Origin of the sequence: Stenotrophomonas sp. CASM101 (assembly GCF_049384845.1) — a bacterium.
In the GTDB taxonomy this organism is placed as follows: domain Bacteria; phylum Pseudomonadota; class Gammaproteobacteria; order Xanthomonadales; family Xanthomonadaceae; genus Stenotrophomonas; species Stenotrophomonas hibiscicola.
Window position 1 is genome coordinate 1 of the sequence record NZ_JBMRFR010000029.1, and the last position, 24268, is coordinate 24268.

General features: G+C 67.4%; 21 protein-coding genes and 1 tRNA gene. 9 read left to right on the forward strand and 13 right to left on the reverse strand.

What is annotated here, in order from left to right:
- Positions 1-54: 54 nt before the first annotated feature.
- The gene (locus VG543_RS20715; protein ID WP_019661198.1) at positions 55-1137 is read right to left on the reverse strand and encodes an ABC transporter ATP-binding protein; all 1083 of its coding nucleotides are present in this window, start codon (positions 1135-1137) and stop codon (positions 55-57) included.
- A 352-nt stretch (positions 1138-1489) separates the two neighbouring features.
- On the opposite strand from VG543_RS20715, the gene zwf reads away from it, so the two are divergent.
- The 5 genes from zwf to eda all read left to right on the forward strand — a co-directional run bounded on the left by zwf (position 1490) and on the right by eda (position 7489).
- Complete coding sequence (gene zwf / locus VG543_RS20720; protein WP_019661197.1) at positions 1490-2926, forward strand: glucose-6-phosphate dehydrogenase; 1437 nt, start codon at positions 1490-1492, stop codon at positions 2924-2926.
- Positions 2923-3930, forward strand: coding sequence for a glucokinase (gene glk / locus VG543_RS20725; RefSeq protein ID WP_019661196.1), 1008 nt, complete (start codon positions 2923-2925; stop codon positions 3928-3930). The genes zwf and glk overlap by 4 nt, the downstream gene beginning before the upstream one ends.
- Positions 3927-4649: a 6-phosphogluconolactonase gene (pgl, locus tag VG543_RS20730; RefSeq protein ID WP_058980277.1), complete on the forward strand. Its 723-nt coding sequence runs from the start codon at positions 3927-3929 to the stop codon at positions 4647-4649. The genes glk and pgl overlap by 4 nt, the downstream gene beginning before the upstream one ends.
- A gap of 58 nt (positions 4650-4707) precedes the next feature.
- Positions 4708-6624 carry a phosphogluconate dehydratase gene (edd, locus tag VG543_RS20735; protein WP_021202019.1) on the forward strand — a complete coding sequence of 639 codons (1917 nt, stop codon included), beginning with the start codon at positions 4708-4710 and terminating at the stop codon, positions 6622-6624.
- Between the two features lie 205 nt (positions 6625-6829).
- On the forward strand, positions 6830-7489 hold the full coding sequence (eda, locus tag VG543_RS20740; RefSeq protein ID WP_019661193.1) for a bifunctional 4-hydroxy-2-oxoglutarate aldolase/2-dehydro-3-deoxy-phosphogluconate aldolase: 660 nt from the start codon (positions 6830-6832) through the stop codon (positions 7487-7489).
- A 319-nt stretch (positions 7490-7808) separates the two neighbouring features.
- Here eda and VG543_RS20745 read toward each other — a convergent pair whose 3' ends face one another.
- The 3 genes from VG543_RS20745 to ispG form a co-directional block, all read right to left on the reverse strand.
- Positions 7809-8456: a response regulator gene (locus VG543_RS20745; protein ID WP_021202017.1), complete on the reverse strand. Its 648-nt coding sequence runs from the start codon at positions 8454-8456 to the stop codon at positions 7809-7811.
- Between the two features lie 200 nt (positions 8457-8656).
- On the reverse strand, positions 8657-9406 hold the full coding sequence (locus VG543_RS20750) for a phosphatase PAP2 family protein (protein ID WP_423178939.1): 750 nt from the start codon (positions 9404-9406) through the stop codon (positions 8657-8659).
- A complete protein-coding gene (ispG, locus tag VG543_RS20755; protein ID WP_019661189.1) occupies positions 9387-10652 on the reverse strand; it encodes a flavodoxin-dependent (E)-4-hydroxy-3-methylbut-2-enyl-diphosphate synthase in 1266 nt (421 codons plus the stop codon). The genes VG543_RS20750 and ispG overlap by 20 nt, the downstream gene beginning before the upstream one ends.
- A 114-nt stretch (positions 10653-10766) precedes the next feature.
- On the opposite strand from ispG, the gene VG543_RS20760 reads away from it, so the two are divergent.
- Both VG543_RS20760 and VG543_RS20765 read left to right on the forward strand, forming a co-directional pair.
- On the forward strand, positions 10767-11993 hold the full coding sequence (locus tag VG543_RS20760; protein WP_019661188.1) for an ATP-binding protein: 1227 nt from the start codon (positions 10767-10769) through the stop codon (positions 11991-11993).
- Positions 11990-12553: a response regulator transcription factor gene (locus VG543_RS20765; protein ID WP_005409063.1), complete on the forward strand. Its 564-nt coding sequence runs from the start codon at positions 11990-11992 to the stop codon at positions 12551-12553. Before VG543_RS20760 ends, VG543_RS20765 begins: the two co-directional genes overlap by 4 nt.
- A 21-nt stretch (positions 12554-12574) precedes the next feature.
- Here VG543_RS20765 and VG543_RS20770 read toward each other — a convergent pair whose 3' ends face one another.
- The 8 genes from VG543_RS20770 to pcnB form a co-directional block, all read right to left on the reverse strand.
- On the reverse strand, positions 12575-15472 hold the full coding sequence (locus VG543_RS20770; protein ID WP_423178938.1) for a type 2 lanthipeptide synthetase LanM family protein: 2898 nt from the start codon (positions 15470-15472) through the stop codon (positions 12575-12577).
- A gap of 80 nt (positions 15473-15552) precedes the next feature.
- A complete protein-coding gene (locus tag VG543_RS20775; protein ID WP_010484314.1) occupies positions 15553-15759 on the reverse strand; it encodes a DUF6229 family protein in 207 nt (68 codons plus the stop codon).
- 279 nt (positions 15760-16038) lie between these two features.
- A complete protein-coding gene (gene pgi / locus VG543_RS20780; protein ID WP_312545472.1) occupies positions 16039-17553 on the reverse strand; it encodes a glucose-6-phosphate isomerase in 1515 nt (504 codons plus the stop codon).
- Positions 17550-17930 carry an aspartate 1-decarboxylase gene (gene panD, locus VG543_RS20785; RefSeq protein WP_005409061.1) on the reverse strand — a complete coding sequence of 127 codons (381 nt, stop codon included), beginning with the start codon at positions 17928-17930 and terminating at the stop codon, positions 17550-17552. The genes pgi and panD overlap by 4 nt, the downstream gene beginning before the upstream one ends.
- Positions 17931-18090: 160 nt before the next feature.
- On the reverse strand, positions 18091-18930 hold the full coding sequence (gene panC, locus VG543_RS20790; RefSeq protein WP_423178937.1) for a pantoate--beta-alanine ligase: 840 nt from the start codon (positions 18928-18930) through the stop codon (positions 18091-18093).
- Entirely contained in the window at positions 18927-19742 is an 816-nt protein-coding gene (gene panB, locus VG543_RS20795; protein ID WP_423178936.1) for a 3-methyl-2-oxobutanoate hydroxymethyltransferase, read from the reverse strand. The genes panC and panB overlap by 4 nt, the downstream gene beginning before the upstream one ends.
- A 34-nt stretch (positions 19743-19776) precedes the next feature.
- On the reverse strand, positions 19777-20262 hold the full coding sequence (gene folK, locus VG543_RS20800) for a 2-amino-4-hydroxy-6-hydroxymethyldihydropteridine diphosphokinase (RefSeq protein WP_058980267.1): 486 nt from the start codon (positions 20260-20262) through the stop codon (positions 19777-19779).
- Positions 20263-20265: 3 nt separating this feature from the next.
- The gene (pcnB, locus tag VG543_RS20805; protein WP_312545467.1) at positions 20266-21645 is read right to left on the reverse strand and encodes a polynucleotide adenylyltransferase PcnB; all 1380 of its coding nucleotides are present in this window, start codon (positions 21643-21645) and stop codon (positions 20266-20268) included.
- Positions 21646-21697: 52 nt separating this feature from the next.
- On the opposite strand from pcnB, the gene VG543_RS20810 reads away from it, so the two are divergent.
- Positions 21698-21772 (forward strand) — tRNA-Glu (locus VG543_RS20810).
- 386 nt (positions 21773-22158) lie between these two features.
- Here the strand turns inward: VG543_RS20810 and VG543_RS20815 are convergent.
- Positions 22159-23583: a sugar porter family MFS transporter gene (locus VG543_RS20815; RefSeq protein WP_019661180.1), complete on the reverse strand. Its 1425-nt coding sequence runs from the start codon at positions 23581-23583 to the stop codon at positions 22159-22161.
- 193 nt (positions 23584-23776) lie between these two features.
- Between VG543_RS20815 and fdxA the strand changes: the two genes are divergently transcribed.
- Positions 23777-24100: a ferredoxin FdxA gene (gene fdxA, locus VG543_RS20820; RefSeq protein ID WP_004153066.1), complete on the forward strand. Its 324-nt coding sequence runs from the start codon at positions 23777-23779 to the stop codon at positions 24098-24100.
- Positions 24101-24268: the final 168 nt, after the last annotated feature.

Consider the following 24268-nt stretch of genomic DNA (forward strand, 5'->3'; position numbering starts at 1 on the left):
ATCCACCCGCAGGGCCTGCATTTCTTCAACGCAGAGAGCGGCCGGCGCTACCCGTTACAGGCGCTCGCCGCTCTCTGCGTTGAAGAAATGCAGGCCCTGCGGGTGGATCGCCACGCGGATGTCATCGCCCACCGCAGGCAACGCCTGCGGTGCCACGCGCATGGTCAGCGCATGCTGGCCACTGCTGAGGTTGACGAAGATCTCGTTGCCGACCGGTTCGATGCCCTCAATGCGCGCGATGAACGCGTGCGCATCATCGGCAGCAGCCGGTTGCAGGTGCTCCGGGCGCACGCCCACCGCGATCGGTTTCTGCAGCCATGCCGGATCGATCGTGGCCTGGCCCAGCGGTGCACGCCACTGGCCGTCGACCACGGTCACGCCACCGGCATCGCCCTGCAGCGTGCCACGCAGCACGTTCATCGCCGGGCTGCCGAGGAAACCAGCCACGAACAGGTTGGCCGGGCGGTCGTACAGCGCCATCGGCGTATCGATCTGCTGGATGATGCCGTCCTTCAGCACCACGATGCGCTGACCCAGGGTCATCGCTTCAACCTGGTCGTGCGTCACGTAGATCATGGTGGTGCCCAGCTTCCGGTGCAGCTGCGCAATCTCGGTACGCACGCTGTGACGCAGCTTGGCGTCGAGGTTGGACAGCGGCTCGTCGAGCAGGAACACCGCCGGCTCGCGCACCAGCGCCCGGCCCAGTGCCACGCGCTGACGCTGGCCACCGGACATCGCCTTGGGCAGCTTGTCCATCATCTCGGTCAGGCCCAGCGTCTGCGCCGCCTCGGCAATGCGCTTGTCGATGGTCGCCTTGTCATGCCCGCGCAGCTTCAGGCCGAAGGCCAGGTTCTCGGCCACGGTCATGTGCGGGTACAACGCGTAGCTCTGGAACACCATGGCGATGTCGCGATCCTTCGGCGCCACGTCGTTGACCACGCGATCACCAATGGTCAGCGTGCCACCGCTGATCTCTTCAAGGCCGGCCACCATCCGCAACAGGGTCGACTTGCCACAGCCGGACGGTCCGACCAGCACCATCAGCTCGCCATCGGCGACCTCGAAGGTGGCGTCCTTCACCGCGACCTGGCCGTTGTCATAGACCTTGCGCACACCCTGCAACTGCACTTTTGCCATATCACCTATCCGGTCCGCCCGAAGCCGGGCTGTCTTTTGGGACTGCCTCGGCCCTCCCGATGGCAGTGATGATTGCGCGCCTGCCGCATGACGGCGAGCACTGCAATCGAATACAGTTGCCCATTCTGCCATGTAAACGTTTTCACGTGGCACTATCCGATGATCGGTGCGCACCGATCTGCGTCGGCGGTTGAACGAAGGTTCCGCCGAGGTAGTGGTTTCGAATGGAACGATCTTCCGCAACACCGGAGATCGCCCCTGACGAACCTCGGACAGGCAGTTGCGCGGATGTCCCCCGAACCCAGCCATGAAGCGATTGACAACGATGTCACCCGGATCTGAAACTCGAGCGATGCACGACACCCTCTTCCTGTTCGGTGCCACAGGTGATCTGGCCCAGCGCTACCTGTTCCCTTCGCTGCTTCGCCTGCTTGGCGACGGCCTGCTGCCGGAGGACTTCCGCATCCGCGCATTGGCCCTGTCCGGGCATGACACCGAAGCTTTCCATGACATCCTCCGGCCGCGCCTGCAGCAGGCCATGCCGATGGCCACGCAGGACGACATCGCTGCCCTGCTGCGCCGCATCGACTACCGTTCGGTGGACCTGCGCGATGTCGACTCGGTTGCCGCCGCCGTCTCCGACCTGGTGCACCGCAAGTGCGTCAGCTACCTGGCCATTCCGCCGGGCCTGTACATCTCCACCTGCGAAGGCCTGGCCAAGGGCGGCGCCCTCGCCGCGCCGGCACGCCTGATGCTGGAGAAGCCGATCGGCAGCGACAGCGAGAGCGCCGAGGAAATCATCAGCACCATCGGCCAGTGGATCGACGAGGACCGCGTGTTCCGCCTCGACCACTACCTGGGCAAGGCCGCGGTGCAGAACCTGATCGCACTGCGCTTCGGCAACACGCTGCTGGAAGCGGTGTGGAACCGCAACTACATCGAATCGGTGCACATCCTGGTGGCCGAAAGCGAAGGCGTGGATGGCCGCGATGCCTATTACGCCCGCTCCGGCGCGCTGCGGGACATGGTGCAGAGCCACATCCTGCAGCTGCTGTGCATGGTGGCGATGGAACCGCCGGCATCGCTGGAAGCCGATCGCATCCGCGACGAGAAGGTCAAGGTGCTGCGCGCCCTGCGCCCGCTCGATGCCAGGCACGCCGCGCGTGACAGCATCCGTGGCCGCTACACCGCCGGCACCATCAATGGCCAGCCGGCCCAGGCCTACCAGCCGCCGGAAGGCAGCGACGTGGAAACCTTCGCCGGTGTCACCGCGCATATCGACAACTGGCGCTGGAGCGGCGTGCCGTTCCACCTGGTCACCGGCAAGCGCCTGCCCGAGCGCACCACCCGCGTGGTGGTCACGCTGAAGCCGGTCACCCACTGGCTGTTCGAGCGCCCGCAGCGCGCGCAGGCCGCGCCGAACCGCCTGGTGTTCCAGCTGCAGCCGCAGGAAAACATCGAACTGGGCCTGATGAGCAGCCTGGCCGGCCCGGAATGGGGTGCCCTGGAACTGCATCCGCTGGAACTGGAACTGTCGGTGCCGACCGGCCTGCACCGCCGCATCGCCTACGAACGCCTGTTCCTGGATGCCTTCAACGGCAACCACACGCTGTTCGTGCGCGACGACGAAGTGCGCGCAGCGTGGGCCTGGATCGACAGCGTTGCCGACGCCTGGAAGGAGGCCAAGCTGCCGCTGGAACCGTATCCTGCTGGCCAGTGGGGCCCGAGCAATGCAGGCGAGTTCCTGCCGCAGGGCGTGGACGCGCCGGACAGCGGGGCCTCGGCATGAGTGCCATCTCGCAGCCGGTGCTGGTTGCCGACATCGGCGGCACCAATGCCCGCTTCGCCCTGGCCGACACCTCGCAGGACGCGCCGCTGCTCAAGGAGAGCATCCGCGAGTACGCGGTGGCGGAATTCCCGTCGCTGGGTGATGCCGCGCGCCACCACCTGGAGCAGATCGGCGCTGCGGCCAGCCGCGGCGTGTTCGCAGTGGCCGGCCGCGTCGACGGTGACGAGGCGCGCATCACCAATCATCCGTGGGTGATCTCGCGCAGCCGCACCGCCGCGATGCTGGGGTTCGACGAGCTGCACCTGATCAACGACTTCGCCGCACAGGCGATGGCGATTTCGCTGCTGCAGCCCGAGGACGTCGTCCAGGTCGGCGGCGCCGCCTGGGTACCGGGCAAGCCGGGACAGCCGCGCAACTACGCGGTGATCGGGCCCGGTACCGGGCTCGGCGTCGGTGGCCTGATCATGCGCCACGGCCGCTGCTATCCGCTGGAAACCGAAGGCGGTCATGTCAGTTTCCCACCGGGCACACCGGAAGAAATCCGCATCCTGGAAATCCTCTCCGAGCAGTTCGGCCGCGTCTCCAACGAACGCCTGATCTGCGGACCCGGGCTGGTCAACATCCATCGCGCCGTGTGCGAGATGGCCGGCATCGACCCCGGCCAGCTGCAGCCGGTAGACGTGACCGCGCGTGCCCTGCACGGTGATCCGCAGGCAATGCGCACCGTGGACGTGTTCTGCGCGGTGTTCGGCGCCATCGCCGGCGATCTGGTACTGACCCAGGGCGCCTGGGACGGCGTGTTCCTGACGGGCGGCCTGACCCCGAAGATGCTCGATTCACTGCAGCACTCCGGCTTCCGCCAACGCTTCGAACACAAGGGGCGGTTCTCTTCGATCATGGCGAGGGTGCCATCGCTTGCCGTGATGCATCCCCACGCCGGACTGCTGGGCGCTGCCGCCTATGCTGCCGACGCCGAACGTGACGCACCAGGAGTTGCCGCATGAGCCCCACCTTCCACGACGACCGCATCGAGTTCATCCAGCACGGCGACGCCGATGGCTGGATCGAGGCGGTGGCCGCCGAAATGGCGCAGACCCTCAACCACGACATCAATGAGGTGGGCCGGGCCCGCATCCTGCTCTCCGGTGGCACCACGCCGGCGCCGGTATACCAGGCACTGGCCGAACTGGACGTGCATTGGGACCGGGTGGAAGTGAGCCTGGCCGATGAGCGGTGGCTGTCGCCGCAGGATCGCGACAGCAACGCCTGGCTGGTGCGCGAGCACCTGCTCAAGCGTGCCGAGGGTGCGCACTTCGATCCGCTGGTGCGGATCGGCAAGCCGCTGACGGAGTGCGTCTACACCGCCAACCTGCAGGCCCAGCACAGCCAGCCACCCAGCCTGGTGGCACTGGGCATGGGCAACGATGGCCACACCGCCTCGCTGTTCCCGGGTTCGAAGGACCTGGCCCGTGCACTGGAAAGCACCCTGCCCTATGCGGCACTGGATGCCACCGGCTGCCCGGGCGCGAACCAGTGGCCGCTGCGCATCACCCTGACCCCGCACGGCCTGCGCCAGTGCCGCCAGCGTCTGCTGCTGCTGCGCGGCAAGCAGAAGCTGCAGGTACTGCGCCAGGCACTGGACAGCAATGACCCCCAGCAGTACCCGATCCTCAATGCAATCAACCTGGAAGGCGCGCGCCTGCGCGTCCACTGGGCTGATTGATGTCGGCGGCGGCGCCACGCCGCCGCTTGCCTCTCGCCACCACGAACGCCGGTAGCCAATGAGCCTCCATCCGCAACTGCAAGCCATCACTGAGCGCGTCATCCGCCGCAGCGCGGCCTCGCGCGCCGCCTATCTGGCCGCGATCGACGCCTCCCTGCGCGAAGGCCCGTTCCGCAGCCGCCTGAGCTGCGGCAACCTCGCCCACGGATTCGCCGCCTGTGGCGGCACCGACAAGAGCCGCCTGCGCGGTGGGGTGACACCGAACCTTGGCATCATCACCGCCTACAACGACATGCTGTCGGCGCACCAGCCGTTCGAGACCTATCCCGAGCAGATCCGCCAGATCGCCCGCGAGCTGGGCGCCACCGCGCAGGTGGCCGGCGGTGTGCCGGCGATGTGCGACGGCGTCACCCAGGGCCGTGGTGGCATGGAGCTGTCGCTGTTCTCGCGCGATGTGATCGCGCAGGCGACGGCGATCGGGCTCAGCCACGACATGTTCGATACCACCGTCTACCTCGGTGTCTGCGACAAGATCGTGCCGGGGCTGCTGATCGGCGCACTGGCCTTCGGCCACCTGCCGGCGGTGTTCGTGCCGGCCGGCCCGATGACCCCGGGCATACCCAACAAGCAGAAGGCGGAAGTTCGCGAGCGCTATGCCGCCGGCGAAGCCACCCGTGAAGAACTGCTGGAAGCCGAGTCGGCCTCCTACCACGGCGCCGGCACCTGCACCTTCTACGGCACGGCCAACTCCAACCAGGTGCTGCTGGAAGCGATGGGCGTGCAGCTGCCGGGCGCGTCGTTCGTCAATCCGGGCACCCCGCTGCGCGACGCTCTTACCCGCGAAGCGACCGAACGTGCACTGGACATCACTGCGCTGGGCGATGACTTCCGTCCGCTGGGCCGGATCATCGACGAGCGCGCGATCATCAACGCGGTCATCGCGCTGATGGCCACCGGCGGTTCGACCAACCACACCATCCACTGGATCGCGGTGGCGCGTGCGGCCGGCATCGTGCTGACCTGGGACGACTTCGACGAGCTGTCGCAGCTGATTCCGCTGCTGGCCCGCGTCTACCCGAACGGCGAGGCCGACGTGAACCGCTTCGCCGCCGCCGGTGGCCCGGCGTTCGTGTTCGGCGAGCTGATCAAGGCCGGCCTGATGCATGGCGACCTGGTCAGCGTGGCCCGTGGCGGCATGGCCGACTACGCCCGCGAACCCCAGCTGCGCGACGGCCAACTGGTTTATCTGCCGGGCCTGGAACGCAGCGCCGATGACGAGGTGGTGCGTGGCGTCGACAATCCGTTCGAACACCAGGGTGGCCTACGGCTGCTGCGCGGCAACCTGGGCAAGTCGCTGATCAAGCTGTCGGCGGTGAAGCCGCAGTACCGCACGATCGAAGCACCGGCCGTGGTGGTCGATGCACCGCAGGTGCTGAACAAGCTGCACGCCGGTGGCCTGCTGCCCGAGCATTTCGTGGCGGTGGTGCGTTACCAGGGCCCGCGTGCGAACGGCATGCCGGAACTGCATTCGCTGGCGCCGCTGCTGGGCCTGTTGCAGAACCAGGGCCGACGCGTGGCGCTGGTCACCGACGGTCGCCTGTCCGGCGCCTCGGGCAAGATTCCGGCGGCGATCCACGTGACGCCGGAAGCGGCGCGCGGCGGCCCGCTGGCGAAGGTCCGCGAAGGCGACATGATCCGGCTGGACGGCGAGGCCGGCACGCTGGAGGTGCTGGTGGACCCGGCCGAATGGGCGGCGCGTCCGCTGGCTCCGAACACTGCGCCGGCCGCGCATGACCTGGGCCGCAATCTGTTCGCGGTCAACCGTCGCGTGGTGGGCCCGGCCGACCAGGGAGCGATGTCGATTTCGTGCGGTCCGGCGGCGGCCGATGGCGGGCCGTGGGAGTACGACGCGGAGTACGAGCTGGGGCACGATGCCGCAGCGGCGGCAGCGCCGCATGAGGCGAAAGACGCCTGAAGCGAAAAGCCGCGGCAGGCTTCCCGGCTTGGGCAGTAGAGCGCCCTGGCCGGGACACGCCGTAAACCCATCCATGGGGGCTCGATCGCGGCATCCATGCCGCTCACGGTCCCGGCCAGGGCACTCCACTGCCCTTGGACAATTCCCGGCGCGTCATTTGCGCTGCGGCCACTGAATCAAGAAGAGCAAAGGCAAGGGCAAAAGCATGGGTATCGAACAACATCAGGTGAAGGCGGCGGAGCTGTTGCATGCGGCGGGCATCCTGCCGGTGGTGACGGTTCATACGCTGGACCAGGCGCGGGCGGTCAGTGCGGCGCTGCTGGACGGTGGTTTGCCGGCGATCGAGCTGACGCTGCGTACGCCGGTGGCGATGGAAGCGTTGGCGATGCTCAAGCGCGAGCTGCCCGATGTGGTGGTGGGTGCAGGCACGGTGCTGACCGTGGAGCAGATGCAGCAGTCGATCGATGCGGGCGCGGACTTCCTGGTGACCCCGGGCACGCCGCCAGCGCTGGCCGATGCACTGGCTGCTGCGCCGCTGCCGGTGGTGCCGGGTGCGGCCACGCCGACCGAGCTGCTGTCGCTCTACGCCCGCGGCTTCCGCGTGTGCAAGCTGTTCCCGGCCACGGCCGTGGGCGGGCTGGCGATGATCAAGGGACTGGCCGGCCCGGTGGCGGACCTGAAGCTGTGCCCGACCGGCGGCATCACCGAAAACACCGCCGCCGAATACCTCGAGCAGAAAAACGTGGTCTGCATCGGCGGTTCGTGGATGGTGCCGGGCAACTGGATTGCCAACGGCGAATGGGACAAGGTGCGCGCCAGCGCCGCCGACGCCGCGAAGATCATCAAGCGCGTTCGCGACCACTGAGCCCAACGCAGCTGTAGAGCCGAGCCCACGCTCGGCTCCACGCCAGCGGAATGGAAAGCAGCCGAGCATGGCTCAGCTCTACAGGACCAGCATCCAAAGCGCGACCCGCTCCCGCTCTTCCTTCTTCATCCCGCGGTGGCTGCGCACGAAAACCGTCCTTGGCCCTGCGGAGGGATTGCGCAGGGGCGTGAGCGCCATGGATGGCGCGACCGAGCCTCCAGGGATGGATTCACGGCGTCCCCTGCGCAATCCCTCCGCAGGGCCAACCCCACGAATCCTGCCGCACACCGCAAGGGGCTCAGCCGTTGGCCGAAACCCGTTACAGCGGCCGCGCCGGATCCACCAACCCGTACTGGCTGGCCATCCGCGCCAGCGCGATGTTGTCGTGGATCCCCATCTTCTCGAACAGCCGCGCCTTGTGCGTGTTCACCGTCTTCGCACTCAGGCTCAGCCGCCGCGCGATATCTTCCTGGCGCAGGCCCTGGGTCAGCAGCAACGCCACTTCCAGCTCGCGCGGCGACAGGCTGTCGAACGGCGAACCGTTGCCTTCCACCGTCGACAGTGCCAGATTCTGCGCGATGCTGGTGCCCAGGTAGCGGCGCCCACCTGCCACGTCACGCACCGCGCGCAGCAGTTCCTGCGCATCACAACCCTTGCCGATATATCCGGCCGCGCCGGCTTCGAGCAGCCGCTTCGGCAGCGGGCCATCTTCCAGCACCGACACGATCACTACGCGGGTGTTGCGGTGGCTGCGCACGATGCGCTCGGTCACTTCCATGCCGCTCACACCCGGCAGGTGCAGGTCACACAGCACCACATCCGGCAGCAGCTGGCGGACTTCACGCAGCGCGTCTTCGCCGGTCTCGGCTTCGCCCACCACCTCGATGTCGGCTTCCCCCGACAGAATCATCTTCATCCCGGTGCGGACCAGCGCGTGGTCATCCACCAGGTAGACTCGAATCGTCATTCACGTACCTCTTCGAATGCGGCCATTGCAGGTCAAGCTAGGCAGGGTGCCGATACCCTGCAAGCGCGTTCGGAATGCGGCCCCGGCAATCTGCCTTGCGCATCACAGTACCGCGCGTTGTGCTTGCCCCCTGTCTTGCAGAACCTGCTGCAACGAAACAACTGATCTATCACGTAGACGTCCCGCGCGGGGCATCCACGTCAATCCCCCTGTGATGATGCTTCGCTGGCCTTCGCTGGCCGCGTGCCATGATGCCGCCAAGGGTGCCGGCGACTGAACATGACCAGATAGCACCCTACCACCCAAACCAGCGCGGCACACCATCCGGCCAGGATATCGGAGGGGTAATGCACCCCCAGATAGACCCGGGAGACGCTGACCAGCAGGCTGAATGCCGGCGCCAGCAGCAGCACCGGCCAGCGCCAGCGGGTGTTCCAGGCCAGCAGTACCAGGGTCACCGCCAGGGTCATCGAGCCCATCGCGTGGCCGCTGGGAAAGCTGAACGTCGATTCCGGCGCGATCGATTCCCACAGGCTGGGGCGCTGGCGCTGGAAGAAGTGCTTGCTGCCCACGTTCAGCAGCGCCGAGCCGACGAAGCTGACCGCCACGAAGGTGGCCTCGCGCCAGCGCCGGTAGCCCAGCAGCACGCCGATGATCAGCACGTCGGCCGGGATCAGGAACCACTCATAGCCCAGTTTGGAAATGAGCACGAAGAAGCGGTCCAGCAGTGGCGAGTGCAGGCCATGCATCTGCCACAGCAGCGGCGCGTCGAAATGGAACGATTCAAACTCGTGCACCTCGTCCGCCAGGGCGACGAAGCCAGCCAGCGGCAGCAGCACGCCGCCGAACAGCAGGACCAGGCGCCAGGCATTGCGCGCCATCCAGTGGCGGAAACCGGAGGCGGACTCCGGTGCAGCGAGGATCGCAGGCTTATCCGGCGCTTCGGACATACGTGTGTTCGACGTAGTCGTCGATCAGGGCGACGAACTCCTGGGCGATGTTGTCGCCGCGCAGGGTCACCTTCTTCTCGCCATCGACAAACACCGGCGCTGCGGGTGTTTCGCCCGTGCCCGGCAGCGAGATGCCGATGTTGGCATGGCGCGACTCGCCCGGCCCGTTCACGATGCAGCCCATCACCGCCAGGGTCATGTTCTCCGCCCCCGGGTGGTGGATCTTCCACAGCGGCATCTTCTCGCGCACGTGGTTCTGCACGACCTTGGCCAGCTCCTGGAAGAACTCCGAGGTGGTGCGGCCGCAGCCCGGGCAGGCCGTGACCAGCGGCGTGAAGGCGCGTTGGCCGGTGGTCTGCAGCAGTTCCTGGGCGACAATCACTTCCTGCGTGCGCGACTGGCCCGGTTCCGGGGTCAGCGAGATGCGGATGGTGTCACCGATCCCTTCCTGCAGCAGCACGCCCAGCGCCGCCGCCGACGCGACGATGCCCTTGCTGCCGATACCGGCTTCGGTCAGGCCCAGGTGCAGGGCGAAATCCGAGCGCTGGGCCAGGTCGCGGTATACCGCGATCAGCTCCTGCACGCCGCTGACCTTGGCCGACAGCACGATGCGGTCGCGCGGCAGGCCGAGCTCCACCGCCTGCTCGGCCGAATCCAGGGCCGAGCGGATCAGCGCTTCGCGCAGCACGCGGCCGGCATCCCAGGGCTGTTCGCGCAGGCTGTTCTCGTCCATCAGCTTCGCCGCCAGGGCCTGGTCCAGCGAGCCCCAGTTGGCGCCGATGCGCACCGGCTTGTTGTAGCGGATCGCAAACTCGATCAACTGCGCGAACTGCAGGTCCTTCTTCTTGCCGAAGCCGACGTTGCCGGGGTTGATGCGGTACTTTGCCAGCGCTTCGGCACACGCCGGTTCGGCGGTCAGCAGCTGGTGGCCGTTGTAATGGAAGTCACCGATCAGCGGCACGTCGATACCCATCATCGCCAGCTTGTCGACGATGCGCGGGATCGCCGCAGCCGCTTCCACGGTGTTGACGGTCAACCGCACCATTTCCGAACCCGCGCGCCACAACTCGGCCACCTGCTTGACGCTGGAAGCCACGTCGGAGGTGTCGGTGTTGGTCATCGACTGCACCACTACCGGCTTGCCTCCGCCTACGGTGACCCCGCCGATCTGCACGGCATGGGTCTGGCGGCGGGGCCAGGAGGTGGCATCGGAGGGAGGCGTAGGGCGGGTCACGGCGTCGTGCATGGGCGCATTCTACCGCCCGCTCCCGCATTCGGGGTGACTCGCATTCAGCCGGCGGCACGGCTGCGGCCGATTGTCGCAGGCACGCGCGCCCGTGAACGCATACGATGAGCATGAATGACCGGTCCCGACGCCCCGTTCCTCCGTACCCTGTGCAGCCTGCGCTGGCTTGCCGTAGGCGGCCAGGCCGCCACCATCCTGGTCGCCAGCTGGGTGCTGGGCCTGCCGTTGCCCCAGCTGCCACTATGGGCCGGCGTGGCCGTGCTCACCTTGTTCAACATCTACACCCAGCTGCGCCCGGAAGCGGCCGACACCGCCCCGCTGACCGCATTCGGCCATATCCTGGTGGACGTGATCATCCTGACCTGGATGGTGGGCTGGAGCGGCGGCATGGCCAACCCGTTCAGTTCACTGTTCCTGATCCTGATCGCGCTGGCCGCCTTCGCCCTGCCCCTGCGCTGGGCACTGGCAGTGGCCCTGGCCTGCCTGCTCGGCTACGCCGCCAGCGGCATCTTCGGCCAGCCGCTGCCGGACGGCTATTTCCGCGCGCAGGACCTCAACCGTTGGGGCGTGGTCGCCAACTTCCTCATTTCCGCAGCGGTCGTGCTGACCTTCTCCACCCGCCTGGCGCTGGCGCTGCGACAGCGCGAACTGGAACTGTCGGCACTCAGGGAACGCTTCGCCCGCAACGAAGGCATCGTCGCCCTGGCCACCCATGCCGCCTCGGTGGCGCATGAACTGAACACGCCGCTGGCGACCATGACCCTGCTTGCCGATGACGTCGCCGAGCGCAGCGAAGAGCCCGAAGTGCGCGAAGACATGGAGACCCTGCGCGAACTGCTGGTGCAGTGCCGGGAACGCGTGCTGGCGCTGGCCGCACCGGCCTCGGCCGACGCACCGGGCCGCAGCCACTCCAGCGCCCAGCAGGTACTGGAACAGTGGCGCCTGGTGCGGCCGACCATCGACCTGCATCGCAATGACGATGCGCCGCTGCGGTTACCACTGGATCCGGGCGTGGGCCATCTGCTGATGGTCCTGCTCAACAATGCCGCAGATGCCGGCGAACAGGCCGGGCGGCCACGGGTAGACCTGGACCTGCGCATCGAAGGCGACGACCTGATCGGCGAAGTCCGCGACTACGGCCACGGCTTCGATGCCCGTGCCGCGGTGCTGCCAGGCAAGCTGTTCGGCAGCAGCAAGAGCGAGGGCATGGGCGTTGGCCTGGCCCTGTCCCATGCCACCATCGAACGCCTCGACGGCGAGATGTGGATGCGCCCGGCCCAAGGCGCCGGCAGCCGCGTCGGCTTCCGCCTGCCGCTGGTCCCACGCGAGGAAACCCCATGAGCGCCTCAACCCTCGGCCTGCTGGTCGACGACGACGAACTGTACCTGCGCACCCTGCAGCGCAGCCTGGCCCGCAAGGGACTGGAAACGCAGACCGCGCAGGATGCCGCCAGCGCGCTGGCATTGGCCCGCCAGCATCCGCCGGCGTTCGCGCTGATCGACCTGAAGCTGGGCAGTGATTCCGGCCTGGCGCTGATCCAGCCGCTGCGCGCGCTGCGCGCGGACATGCGTATCCTGCTGGTGACCGGCTACGCCAGCATCGCCACTGCCGTTGAGGCGATCAAGCTGGGGGCCGACGATTACCTGCCGAAGCCGGCCACGGTACCGATGATCCTGCGCGCGCTTGGCGAGGAAGACGACGGCCCGGCCGACGATGGCGAAATGGAAGTGCCGGACGCGATGACGCCGATCAGCCGCCTGCAGTGGGAACACATCCAGCAGGCGATGCACGAGACCGGCGGCAACGTGTCCGCAGCGGCACGCCTGCTCGGCATGCACCGGCGTTCGCTGCAGCGCAAGCTGGCAAAGCGGCCGAGCCCGGAACGCGATCCGAGCCGTTGATCGCTGACGGACCGGTCCGGCTCAGGCCTCGACCAGCGCCGGCCGGTCCTGCGCGGCGCTGGAGCGCACCGCACACGCATCGGCCCGCGTGGCCATCGTCTCCTGCAGCAGCGGCGATGGCAGTACGCAGGCCGGATGCATGCGCAGGAAGCCGTAGATCGAACCCGCCAGGCCGATCATCAGGCCCGGGGTAAAGGCCGCGCGGGTGAGGCCGCCAACCATCCCCTGGTGCTCCTCGATCGAAGAAATGATCTCGATGGCGGCCTCGTCCTGCGGATAGGGACACCCTGCCGGATCCAGCGCAGCGGCCAGCACCAGCAGTTCCCGGGTGGACACATCGCCATGGCACAGGGTGTGGCTGAACCCCCATTTGCCGCGCGCATCGGCCACGGCGCGACGCATGTCGCGCAATTGCGCGGCATCACCGGTGCGGGCATACAGGTCCGCCGCCGCCAGGCCGATGCCCACGCTGCCGTGGCACCAGGTCGGGAAGTTCTTCTGCCCATCCTGCAGGTGGATGTCCCGCCAGTGCCCGGTATGTGGCTCGAACAGGGCTGCCTGGAATGCAAATGCTCCTTCGGCCAGCCGCCGCCATGCGGCCCGCTCGGGCACGCTGCCAGCCTCGGAGCGGGCCAGTCGTGCCAGCGCCCAGCCCATGCCCATCGCACCGTGGCCAAAACCACCGATCGGCTCGCTGAACTGTGGCGTCGGCCAGCGCGTACCGTCTGCGTCGACAATCGCAGCGTCCTGCATGCGGCGTCCCGCTGCGGCCGCCACTTCCAGCCAGCGTGCGTTGCCGGTGGCTTCAGCCAGCGCCAGCAACGGCAGGATCATGCCGGACACACCATCAATCAGTTCGAACTTTGCCGCCTGCTGGAAACCGCGATGCTCCGCGGCTTCCGCGCAGCGCTCTGCCAGCGCCAGCAGCGCCGGTCGCTGCAACAGGTCGTGCAATGCCAGCAATGCCCACATTTGCGAACCGGTTCCGACGAATCCACCGTCAATTTCGGCGGGGTGCCGCTCGCACAGGGTCTGGAACACCGCAAGGGCGCCCTCGATGGCCGGATCCAGCCCGGCCACCGGATCGGCACGCCCCTGCTCCACTTCGTGGCGATAGGCTGCCAGTGCGAAAGCGATGCCGCCCAGCCCGAAGTACAGGTCTGGCTGCACCGGCTGGACGGTCCATCCGGTACGCGTCACTTCAGGTGTGATCCAGGTCATCGAGCCGTCTTCGCCGTGCACCGCCAGCCGCAGCAGGCTTTCCACCGCGCGCGTGGCCAGCGTGCGACGGCGTGCGTCCAGGTCGTCGGCGCGCGGATGCCGTGCTGCATAGCTGTAGCCGGCCCGGGCCTCGGCTCGGGCCAGTGCATGCTGGTTCAGGTCGGTGGCGACCAGCGTGCTGCGGATCGTCACGTCTTCCAGGTCAATCCGCATCGCGCGCCAGTTGGCGACGACGGAGTGGATACGCGCCGCGTCCAGCTGCGATGCGAAGATCGGAATGTCACCGTGGCGCAGGTCATCGACCTCTCCGCGTACGGTTTCCAGGTCCGATGGCGCAGCGGGCGACACCGCCGCATTCCGCACCAGCAGGTCGATCGCGCGCTCAACCGCCCGAGCTTCGTTGTGAAGCGATGCTGGATGCCAGAGCATCCGCCCGAGCTCGGCGTAGGCCATTGTCGGCCGCCGTACATCCCGCACCTGGCAGCCTTCGAAGGCCGTCAGCAGCGGCATCAGTTCGCCGTTCGCGTCCAGCGCGCGCAGACGCCCACTGGCGTCGATGAAGCCCTCGCTGATGTGGTCCCAGTACAACGACACATCGGGCTGTGCGCTGGGATGGTTCTGCGCAATGGAGACCTCGGCCTCGACCATGCCCAACCGGGCCGGTTCGGTCCCGTCGTCGACGATCACCGGCACCTGCACCCGTGGCTGCTCGCCGGGCAGCGCGCCGGCTGCAGACAGGTCCACGCCCTCCATGCCCAGGCCGGCAGTACGGAACGGCACGATTCCGGTACGCAGCACTGAATTGCGCATCAGCTTGACGGCGGTGTCGTACGCATCGCCAAGCCCTGATGGCTCGATTTCGATTACCCGGCAGAACACGCTTTCGGCGTCGACCACCACCGGCACCGGCCCGACCGCGATCAGATTCTCCAGATGGATGTCGGTGCCACCGATCAGGCGCAGGATGGCCAGCCAGTGGCCGAGGCCGCGGTAATAGCACCGCAGTTCAGCCTCGCCGGAACAATAGCGATGCGCGGCGAATGCAGCCCAGCCGTGGCTGCCACGATCGATCACCTTCGGCACGCGCACGCGGTCAGGGGCGTCACCGAAGACCGCGGACAACAGGCCATCGAGCGTGGCATCGATGCGCAATGAGCGTGGCTTGTACATCACCGTGCCGCCTTCGAACTGCAGCCGTGCCACGGTGCGGCCGCCACCGTGCAGGTCACCGCGGCCCAATGCAACGGCATGCAGCGTGCCCGCCGGCGCACCCAGCAACTCGGCCAACGCAACACGATCACTGCCGATGCGTGCAGCGAGCTCCACCACGGCCGCGCATTGTCCTTCGAGCATGCGCGTCAGGCGCGGCAGCAGTACCGGATAACGTTGCTGCAGATGCGCGCGGAAGCCCTCGCTCGTGGCCAGGGCAACGAATTCGTCCAGCGCACCAGCACTGTCAAGCGGGCCGATGTCACCGCTGCGTGCAGCGGCGTGCAGCTCCAGCAGCAGCACGCGGTTGAGCTTGAGCTGGGCATGCTCATGCAGCGCCGCCTCGCCCTGCGAATGCAGCAGCGCACGTTCGCCGGGCTGCAGGGCAATGGCGGGATCATGCAGGCCGGCAGCCAGCGCAGCGCGCGCCTGGGCAAGGAAATGTTCGGTGATGCGCGCAAACGCGGCCGCAGCCGGAGAAGCGGTCATTACGCCCCCTGCGAGATTCAAGAGTCTGTTCCAGTCGCCGGCACGCAGCTGCATGCCTCTGCGTGCCGGCACGGGCTACATCAGCAACACAGGCAGTGGTTGATCACCGATACCGTGGTGGTGCACTCGTTGGTGCCACCGGTGATCATGGTGTCCGAAGCCCCGGTGAGGGCCGCTTCGGTGGCTGCCGCACCGTAGATGAACAGCGAACCCGCAGGGTTGGCGCACCCATCCACATCGTCCGAGCCATTGAGCCAGCCGGACACAACGTCGTCATTCAGATCCATTCGCAATCTCCTGTCATTCACAACATGAGGCGTTGAGGACATGGATCGATTCCACGTCCCTTCGGATACGGCCATTCCCTGGCATCAACATCATGCTGCGAGCGATACTGGGTGACAGGTACAGCCGCCCATGCACACTGCATTGGCACGCCATGCGTAGTCAAGCTGCGCTGCCGCAGGCACGCGAATACGCTGCATGGGCAACGCCGCAGGGCCCCGGATGGCAGGAACGGAAGGCATGGGATGGCCGGCCTGTCGCCGGCGCATCCACGACCGGGCTCAGCGCTTCAGCTGCGCCAGTATCTCGCGGGTCATCGGATCGGCAATCGCCACATCCTCACCCTGCAGCGCCGGCAACAGGCCACTGGCCAGCTGCTTGCCAAGCTCGACACCGAACTGGTCGAAGGCATTGATGTTCCAGATCACCGACTGCACGTACACAGCGTGTTCGTACATGGCGATCAGTGCGCCCAGCGCCTGCGGGGTCAGTGCGTCGAGCAGGATCAGCGTGCTCGGGCGGCCCCCGGGGTAATCGCGGTGCGGGTCGTCGCTGCTCTGGCCATTGGCCAGTGCTTCGGTCTGCGCCAGCAGGTTGGCCAGCAGGGCCTGATGATTGATCGTGTAGGGATCGTCGCTGTGCACGCAGCCGATGAAGTCGGCCGGAACGATGCTGGTGCCCTGGTGCAGCGCCTGGAAGAAGCTGTGCTGCACGTCGGTGCCCGCCCCGCCCCACCACACCGGCACGGTGTCGGTGGTGACCGGCTGTCCGTCACGCTGCACGCGCTTGCCCAGGCTTTCCATCACCAGCTGCTGCAGGTAGGCCGGCAGCAGCGCCAGGCGCTGGTCGTAGGTCATCACCGCGTGCGTGGCATGGCCCAGCAGGTTGCGGTTCCAGATGTCGGTCAGGCCGTGCAGCACCGGCAGGTTGCGCTCCAGCGGTGCATCCAGCGCATGCGCATCCATCTGCGCGGCGCCTTCCAGCAGCTGCTCGAAGCGCTCGAAACCGATGGCCAGCGCAATCGGGAAACCCACGGCCGACCACAGCGAATAACGGCCACCGACCCAGTCCCACATCGGCAGCACGCGATCGGCGGCGATCGCGAAAGCCTTGGCCGCGCGTTCCGGATTGGCGCTGACGGCATACAGGCGCTCGCTGCCCCCCAGCCAGTCGTGCAGGATCTGGCCGTTGAGCAGGGTTTCCTGCGTGCCGAAGGTCTTGGAAATCAGGATGCCCGCGGTCTTCGCCGGATCCAGCGTGGCCAGCGTGCGCTGCATGGCGGCGCCGTCCACGTTCGACACGAAATGCACGCGCAGGCGCGCACCGCTGACCGGACGCAGCGCATCGGCGACCAGGCGCGGACCGAGGTCGGAACCACCGATGCCGACACTGACCACGTCGGTTACGCCGCTGTCTTCCAGCGCGCGCACCAGCACGCCCATGCGCTGGCGGATCTCGCGCGCGGTGGCATAGGCCTCAGCGGCAACCGGTGCATCGACCACGTCGCCGCGCAATGCGGTGTGCAGTGCGGCGCGCCCCTCGGTCAGATTGACCTGCTCGCCACGGAACAGGCGCGTGATGGCGCCGCCGACATCACGTTCGGCAGCCAGCGCCAGCAACGCCTGCAGCGCGGCGGCATCGTATTTCTGCCGAGCGAAGTTGACGTACAACGGACCGACCCGCAGCGCCAGATCCTGCACGCGGCCGGGTTCGGCGGCGAGCAGGCTGGGGATGCTTGCGCCCTTCAGGCGCTGGGCGTGGGAATGCAGCGAGTCGAATCCGTTGTTCGTTGTCATGCGGCCTGGGTCGGGATCGTGTCGTTGGTGTGGGTGATCTGGTTCTTGCCATCAACGTACACCAGCTTCGGCTTGAAGCTGTCGGCTTCCTGCTCGGTCATGCTGGCGAACGCGGCGATGATGATGATGTCACCGACCTGCACGTGGCGCGCGGCGCCACCGTTGAGCGAGACAACGCCGCTGCCGGCTTCGGCGCGGATGGCATAGGTCGAGAAGCGCGCACCGTTGGTCACGTCCCAGATGTGCACCTGCTCGAACTCGCGGATGCCGGTGGCAGCCAGCAGGTTGTCATCGATGGCGATCGAGCCTTCGTAGTTCAGCTCGGAATGGGTGACGGTGGCGCGATGGATCTTGGTCTTGAGCAGGGACAGGTGCATGGGGGCGCTGCAACGGCAAAGGAAAGAGCGGATTCTAGCACCCGCACAGCGCGGGGCATCACGGCCGGCAACCTGTTCAGGTAGGCGGTGAAACCGGGGTCAGAACCCTTTCCCCTGGAAAAGGCATCTGACCCCATGCATCGCGCGGCGCCGCCGGAGCTCAGAATTCCAGGTTGTCGATCAGCCGGGTCGTACCCAGTCGCGCGGCGATCAGCGCCACGCGGCCACCGCCGTCGAAGGTCGGCTCGGCCAGCTCCGGGGTGCGCAGCACCGCATAGTCGACCTGGAAACCGGCCGCCTGCAGTGCGGCGGTGGCATCGGCCTCGATGCGTTCGCGCGGGTGACCGGCCACGTAGCCCTCGCGCATGCCCAGCAGGGTGCGGTGAATGGCGGTCGCGACCGGGCGCTGTTCCGCGCTCAGGTACTGGTTGCGCGAACTCTTGGCCAGGCCATCCTCGTCACGCACGATCTCGGCACCGACGATCTGGATCGGGAACGACAGTTCGGCCACCATCTGCCTGATGACAGCCAGCTGCTGGTAGTCCTTGCGGCCGAACACGGCCACGTCAGGCTGCACCTGCAGGAACAGGCGCGCTACCACCGTGCACACGCCGTCGAAGTGACCCGGGCGACTGGCACCTTCAAGCACTTCACTGACACCCGGCGCGTGCATGCGCGTGGTCTTGTCCACGCCCAGCGGATACATCGCCTCCACGCTGGGCAGCCACACCGCATCGCAGCCGACCTGTTCCAGCCCGGCCACATCGGCCTCGGGCGTGCGCGGGTAGCGGCTGAAATCCTCGTTCGGCCCGAACTGGGTCGGGTTGACGAAGATGCTGGCCACCACCTTGTCAGCGTACTGGCGGGCCTGGGTCACCAGCGAATGGTGGCCGCCATGCAGGTTGCCCATGGTCGGCACCAGCGCCACGCGCAGGCCCTCGCGCTTCCACTGGGCGATCTGCCCGCGCAGCGCGCCGAGCTCGTTGAAGGTCTGGATCATTGGGCGTAGGCGTGCTGTTCGTCGGGGAAACTGCCGTCGCGCACGGCGTCGGCAAAGGCACGGGTTGCACCGGCCACCGAGCCGCCTTCGGCAAGGAAATCCTTGACGAACTTGGGGCGGCGATGACCGCTGTCCAGGCCGAGGAAATCGTGCAGCACCAGCACCTGGCCGTCGCACTGCGGGCCGGCACCGATGCCGATGGTCGGCACCTCCACCGCAGCGGTCACCTCGGCGGCAACCGGGGTCGGCACGCACTCAAGCACCATGATGCTGGCGCCGGCAGCGGCCACGGCCCTGGCATCTTCCACCAGCTGGCGCGCGGCATCGCCGCGGCCCTGGATCTTGAAGCCGCCCAGGCGCAGCACCGATTGCGGGGTCAGGCCCAGGTGCGCGCAGACCGGAATCTCGCGCTCGACCAGGTAGCGGATGATGTCGACCTTGAAGCCGGCACCTTCGATCTTGACCATCTCGGCACCGGCCTGCAGCAGCTGCAGCGAGGCATCCAGCGCGCGCTCCGGGGTGGCATCGGCGCCGAAGGGCAGGTCCGCCACCAGCAGCGCACGCTGCAGCACGCGGGCCACGGCGCGGGTGTGGTAGACCATGTCGGCCACGGTCACCGGCAGGGTCGAATCATGGCCCTGCACCACCATGCCCAGCGAATCGCCGATCAGGATCAGGTCAACGCCATTGGCGTCGAAAGTGCGGGCGAAGCCGGCGTCGTAGGCGGTCAACATGACCAGCTTCTGGCCATTGCGCTTGGCCTCGGCCAGGGCGGGAACGGTCCAGGGCTTGCTGTCTGCGTGGGTGCTCATGTGCTGATAACCGGGGGAGATAACCCGGGCATTATCACCCTATCGGGGCAATCCCGCAGGCGTCCACCCGCACCACTGCATCCCGCACGCGGCCGTGGCCGGGAATGACCAGATCCGGCGCGATTTCGGCCAGCGGCACCAACACGAAGGCCCGTTCGTGCATGTACGGGTGTGGCACCTTCAGCCCGGGCTGGTCGAGCTCCTGCACGCCGTACAACAACAGGTCCAGGTCCAGCGCGCGCGGGCCCCAGTGCACTGCCGGATCGCGCACGCGACCGAAGCGCTGCTCCAGCGCCAGCATGGCCTGCAGCAGCTCATCGGCCGGCAAGGTGGTTTCGACCGAGGCCACCGCATTGACGAACGGCGGCTGGTCTTCATTGCCCCAGGCCGGCGTTGCGTAAAGCCGCGAGGCCTGGCGCAGCCGGGTCCCGGGCAGGCCGTCCAGCGCGGCAATCGCCGCGCCGACGGTGGCGGCCGCGTCGCCGAGGTTGGCGCCGAGGCCGATCCAGGCAGGGGTCATCGCCTACTCGCCCGCTGCACCGGCCGGGGCACCCGGACGACGGCGGCGACGGCGGCGCTTGCGCGGCGCTCCGCTCTCGTCATCGCCTTCTTCGCTGTGCATCGCATCCAGCGACGACTCCAGCTCACGCCCGGACTGCGCCTGCGCTTCGCGCCAGAACTCGACATCGGCGGCGTGCTCGGACGACGCCACCTGGCGCAGGCTGAGGAAATCGAACGCGGCACGGAAGCGCGGATGGGTCAGGGTGCGGAACACGCGCTTGCGCTGGCGCGAGCTGAAGCGCGACTGCAGCAGCCAGATTTCCTGCATCGGCAGCGAGAAGCGGCGCGGCAGCGCGATGGTGCTCAACTGCTGCACGGTGACGCGGTCGGCGGCGCGGCGCTGCGCCTCTTCCGGTGCCACGCCCTGCTTGAGCAGGGTCGCCTGTGCACGGCAGAACGCCGGCCACAGCAGCAGCGCGAACAGGAACGCCGGCGAGACCGGTTCGTCGTTGGCCACCCGCGCATCGGTATTGGCCAGGCCCTCGACCAGCATGCGGCGCAGCGCGCCGGTGCGGTTGGCTTTCAGCGCCTTGGCGCTTTCCGGGAACAGCACGTCGAGCAGGCCGTAACGCTCAAGGCCTTCGAAGCTGGCCACGCCGTGTCCGGACAGGAACAGCTTGAGCACTTCCTCGAACAGGCGCGCTGGCGCGGCTTCGTTGAGCAGGCCGGCCAGGTGCGGGATCGGCGCGGCAGTACCCTCCTCGATCTGGAAGCCGAGCTTGGCCGCCAGGCGCACCGCTCGCAGCATGCGTACCGGGTCTTCCTGGTAGCGCTGCACCGGGTCGCCGATCAGCTTCATCAGGCGCGCCTGCACGTCCTCGAAGCCACCGGTGTAGTCGCGCACCGAGAAGTCCTCGATGGCGTAGTACAGGGCGTTGCAGGTGAAGTCGCGGCGGATGGCGTCGTCTTCGATGGTGCCGTACACGTTGTCGCGCACGAGCATGCCGTTTTCCATCTCGCGGTCGCCGCTGCCGTCATCGCTGTTGGCACGGAAGGTGGCGACTTCGATGATTTCGCGACCGAACACTACGTGGGCGAGGCGGAACCGGCGGCCGATCAGGCGGCAGTTGCGGAACAGCTGCTTGACCTGCTCGGGCGTGGCGTCGGTGGCCACGTCGAAATCCTTGGGTTGGCCATTGACCAGCAGATCGCGCACCGCGCCGCCGACAAGGTAGGCGCCGAAGCCGGCATCGCGCAGGCGATAAAGCACGCGCAGGGCGTTCGGGCTGATGTCCTTGCGGGAGATCGTGTGCTGGTCGCGCGGGATGACGCGCAGGCTGAACGGTGATGTAGCAGAGGAAATGATGTTGGCGCTTCCGGTTGAAGTTTCGGGATTGCCCAATGGCATCGAGGTGCATATACTAGCGCTCCTGCCTCGGCAGCGACACAGTTACGCTCCCTTCGTCTAGTGGTTAGGACGTGGCCCTCTCAAGGCTAAAACAGGGGTTCGAGTCCCCTAGGGAGCGCCAGTCGCCGCAGCAGGAACCGAAAAAGCCCGCCTTGTGCGGGCTTTTCTGTTTTCCGGGGTTTGCATTGGCATCGGTCGGCCTGGTCGCAGTAGCGCCTTCTTGTTCCTGCGTGGGAGGGGGTGGGCCACCCTGACAGTTTCCCGCGACGGCGGCACGAACAGCCTCGCTCCTCCGCAGCCAATTCAATCCCGACGCGCAGACCTGCGTCCGCCAGACCGCAATGCCTGACGCGAAGGCGGGGCAGCTCAAGCCGGGACCGTTGGCGCCATGGATGGCGCCATCGAGCCCCCATGGATGGGTTCACGGCGTGTCCCGGACTGGGCTGCCCCGCCTTCGCCCTCGATGACACCGAGGCGCCAACGGAATGCAACCGAAGCCGGGCAGCGTCAGCCTTCCATCTGCTCCAGCTCCTTGCCCTTGGTCTCGCGCACGTAGCGGACCACGAAGAAGATCGAGAGGATGGCCGCCACCGTATAGATCCCGTAGGCCCCGGCCAGGCCGATGCCCGCCAGCAGCATCGGGAACGTCACGGTGATCGCGAAATTCGACGTCCACTGCGCCGCACCGGCGACGGCCAATGCCGGGCCGCGGATCTGGTTGGGGAACATTTCACCCAGCATCACCCACATCACCGGGCCCCAGGACATGTTGAAGAACACCACATAGACGTTGGCCGCCACCAGCGCCAGCCGGCCCATGCCGTCGGACAGTTGCAGGCGACCGTCGGCGAGACTGCCACTGGCGAACGCGACCACCATCAGTACCAGCGCTACCGACATGCCGACCGAGCCGATCCACAGCAGCGGCTTGCGTCCGATGCGGTCGATCAGCAGCACCGTCAGCAGGCAGGCACCGATGCTCAGCGCACCGGACAATACATTGATCAGCAGCGCGTCGCTTTCCGAGAACCCCACCGCCTGCCACAGCACCGCGCCGTAGTAGAACACCACGTTGATGCCGACCAGCTGCTGGAACATCGCCAGGCCGATGCCGACCCAGAGGATCGGGCGCAGCCTGCCGGTGACCTTGTCGCGCAGGTCGGCGAAGCGTGGCTTGTGCTGGTCCTGGGCCAGGCTCGCCTCGATCTCGGCCTGCTTGGCCGTGGCTGCGGCCTCGCCGTACAGCCGCGCCAACACCGCCCTCGCCTGCTCCGGGCGCCCCTTCACGACCAGGAAGCGCGGGCTTTCGGGAATCACCAGCAACAGCAGCAGGAACAGCCCCGATGGCAGCGCCTGCATCCAGAACATCCAGCGCCAGGCCTCATGGCCCAGCCATAGCGGCTCGGTCGACGCCCCAGCGGCACGGGCCAGCAGGTAATTGCTGAGGAAGGCGGCGAACAGGCCGCAGATGATCGCCATCTGCTGCACCGTGGCCAAGCGCCCGCGATAGCGCGCCGAGGCCACCTCGGCGATGTAGGCCGGCGACATCACGCTGGCCGCGCCCACCGCGAAACCGCCCAGCACGCGCGCGGCGATGAACAGCCAGGAAGCGTGAGCGGCACCGGCGCCCAGCGCCGAAACCAGGAACATCAGCGCCGACACGATCAGCACGCCTCGGCGGCCCAGGCGATCCCCCAGCCAGCCTGCCAGGAAGGCACCGACCGCACACCCCAGCAGCATCGAAGCGACTTCGAAACCAAGCGCCGCCTCGCTGGAGTTGAAGGCCTGGCGAAGGCCGTCGACCGTGCCATTGATGACACCACTATCGAAGCCGAACAGGAATCCACCGAGGGTGGCCACGCAGCTGATGAGGACGATGAATGCCGTGTTTTCGCCGCCGTGGGAGGCGATGCCGGGTTGGCGCTGGGACATGGATGAACCTGTTGGGAAGGGAGGCCGGCCATCCGACGCAGCCGGCTGACCCGCAGCGTCGCACAGGCCTTGCCCTGCCGCCAATGTCCGCCACGGCCGCGCCTGCCAGGCGCCCGATTTCCGCCCCGCGCCGACACTGGGGGCCAACCTGTTCTAGAATTGGCGGGTTCAGGAATCGATCCGCCCCCAGCCCATGCCCTTTGTCGTCACCGAAAACTGCATCAAGTGCAAACACACCGATTGCGTGGAAGTGTGCCCCGTGGATTGCTTCCACGAAGGCCCGAACTTCCTGGTGATCGATCCGGATGAGTGCATCGACTGCACCCTGTGCGAACCGGAATGCCCGGTCAACGCGATCTTCCCGGAGGACGATGTTCCTGCCGGCCAGGAGAGCTTCGTCGCCCTCAACGCCGAGCTGGCGAAGGAGTGGCCGGTGCTGACCGTGCGCAAGGATCCGCCTGCCGACGCCGGCGAATGGGATGGCAAGCCGGACAAGCTGAAGCTGCTGGAACGCTGAGAAGCGCCTGCTGCGACAACGAAAAAGGGCGCCTTGGGCGCCCTTTTCCATTTCCGGTAGCGCCGGGCCATGCCCGGCGGATCCTGGGCCGCGCTTCAAGCTCGCCGGGCATGGCCCGGCGCTACCCAAGGCAGGTGCGGACCAAGGCCCGCATCCACCCGACCAGCC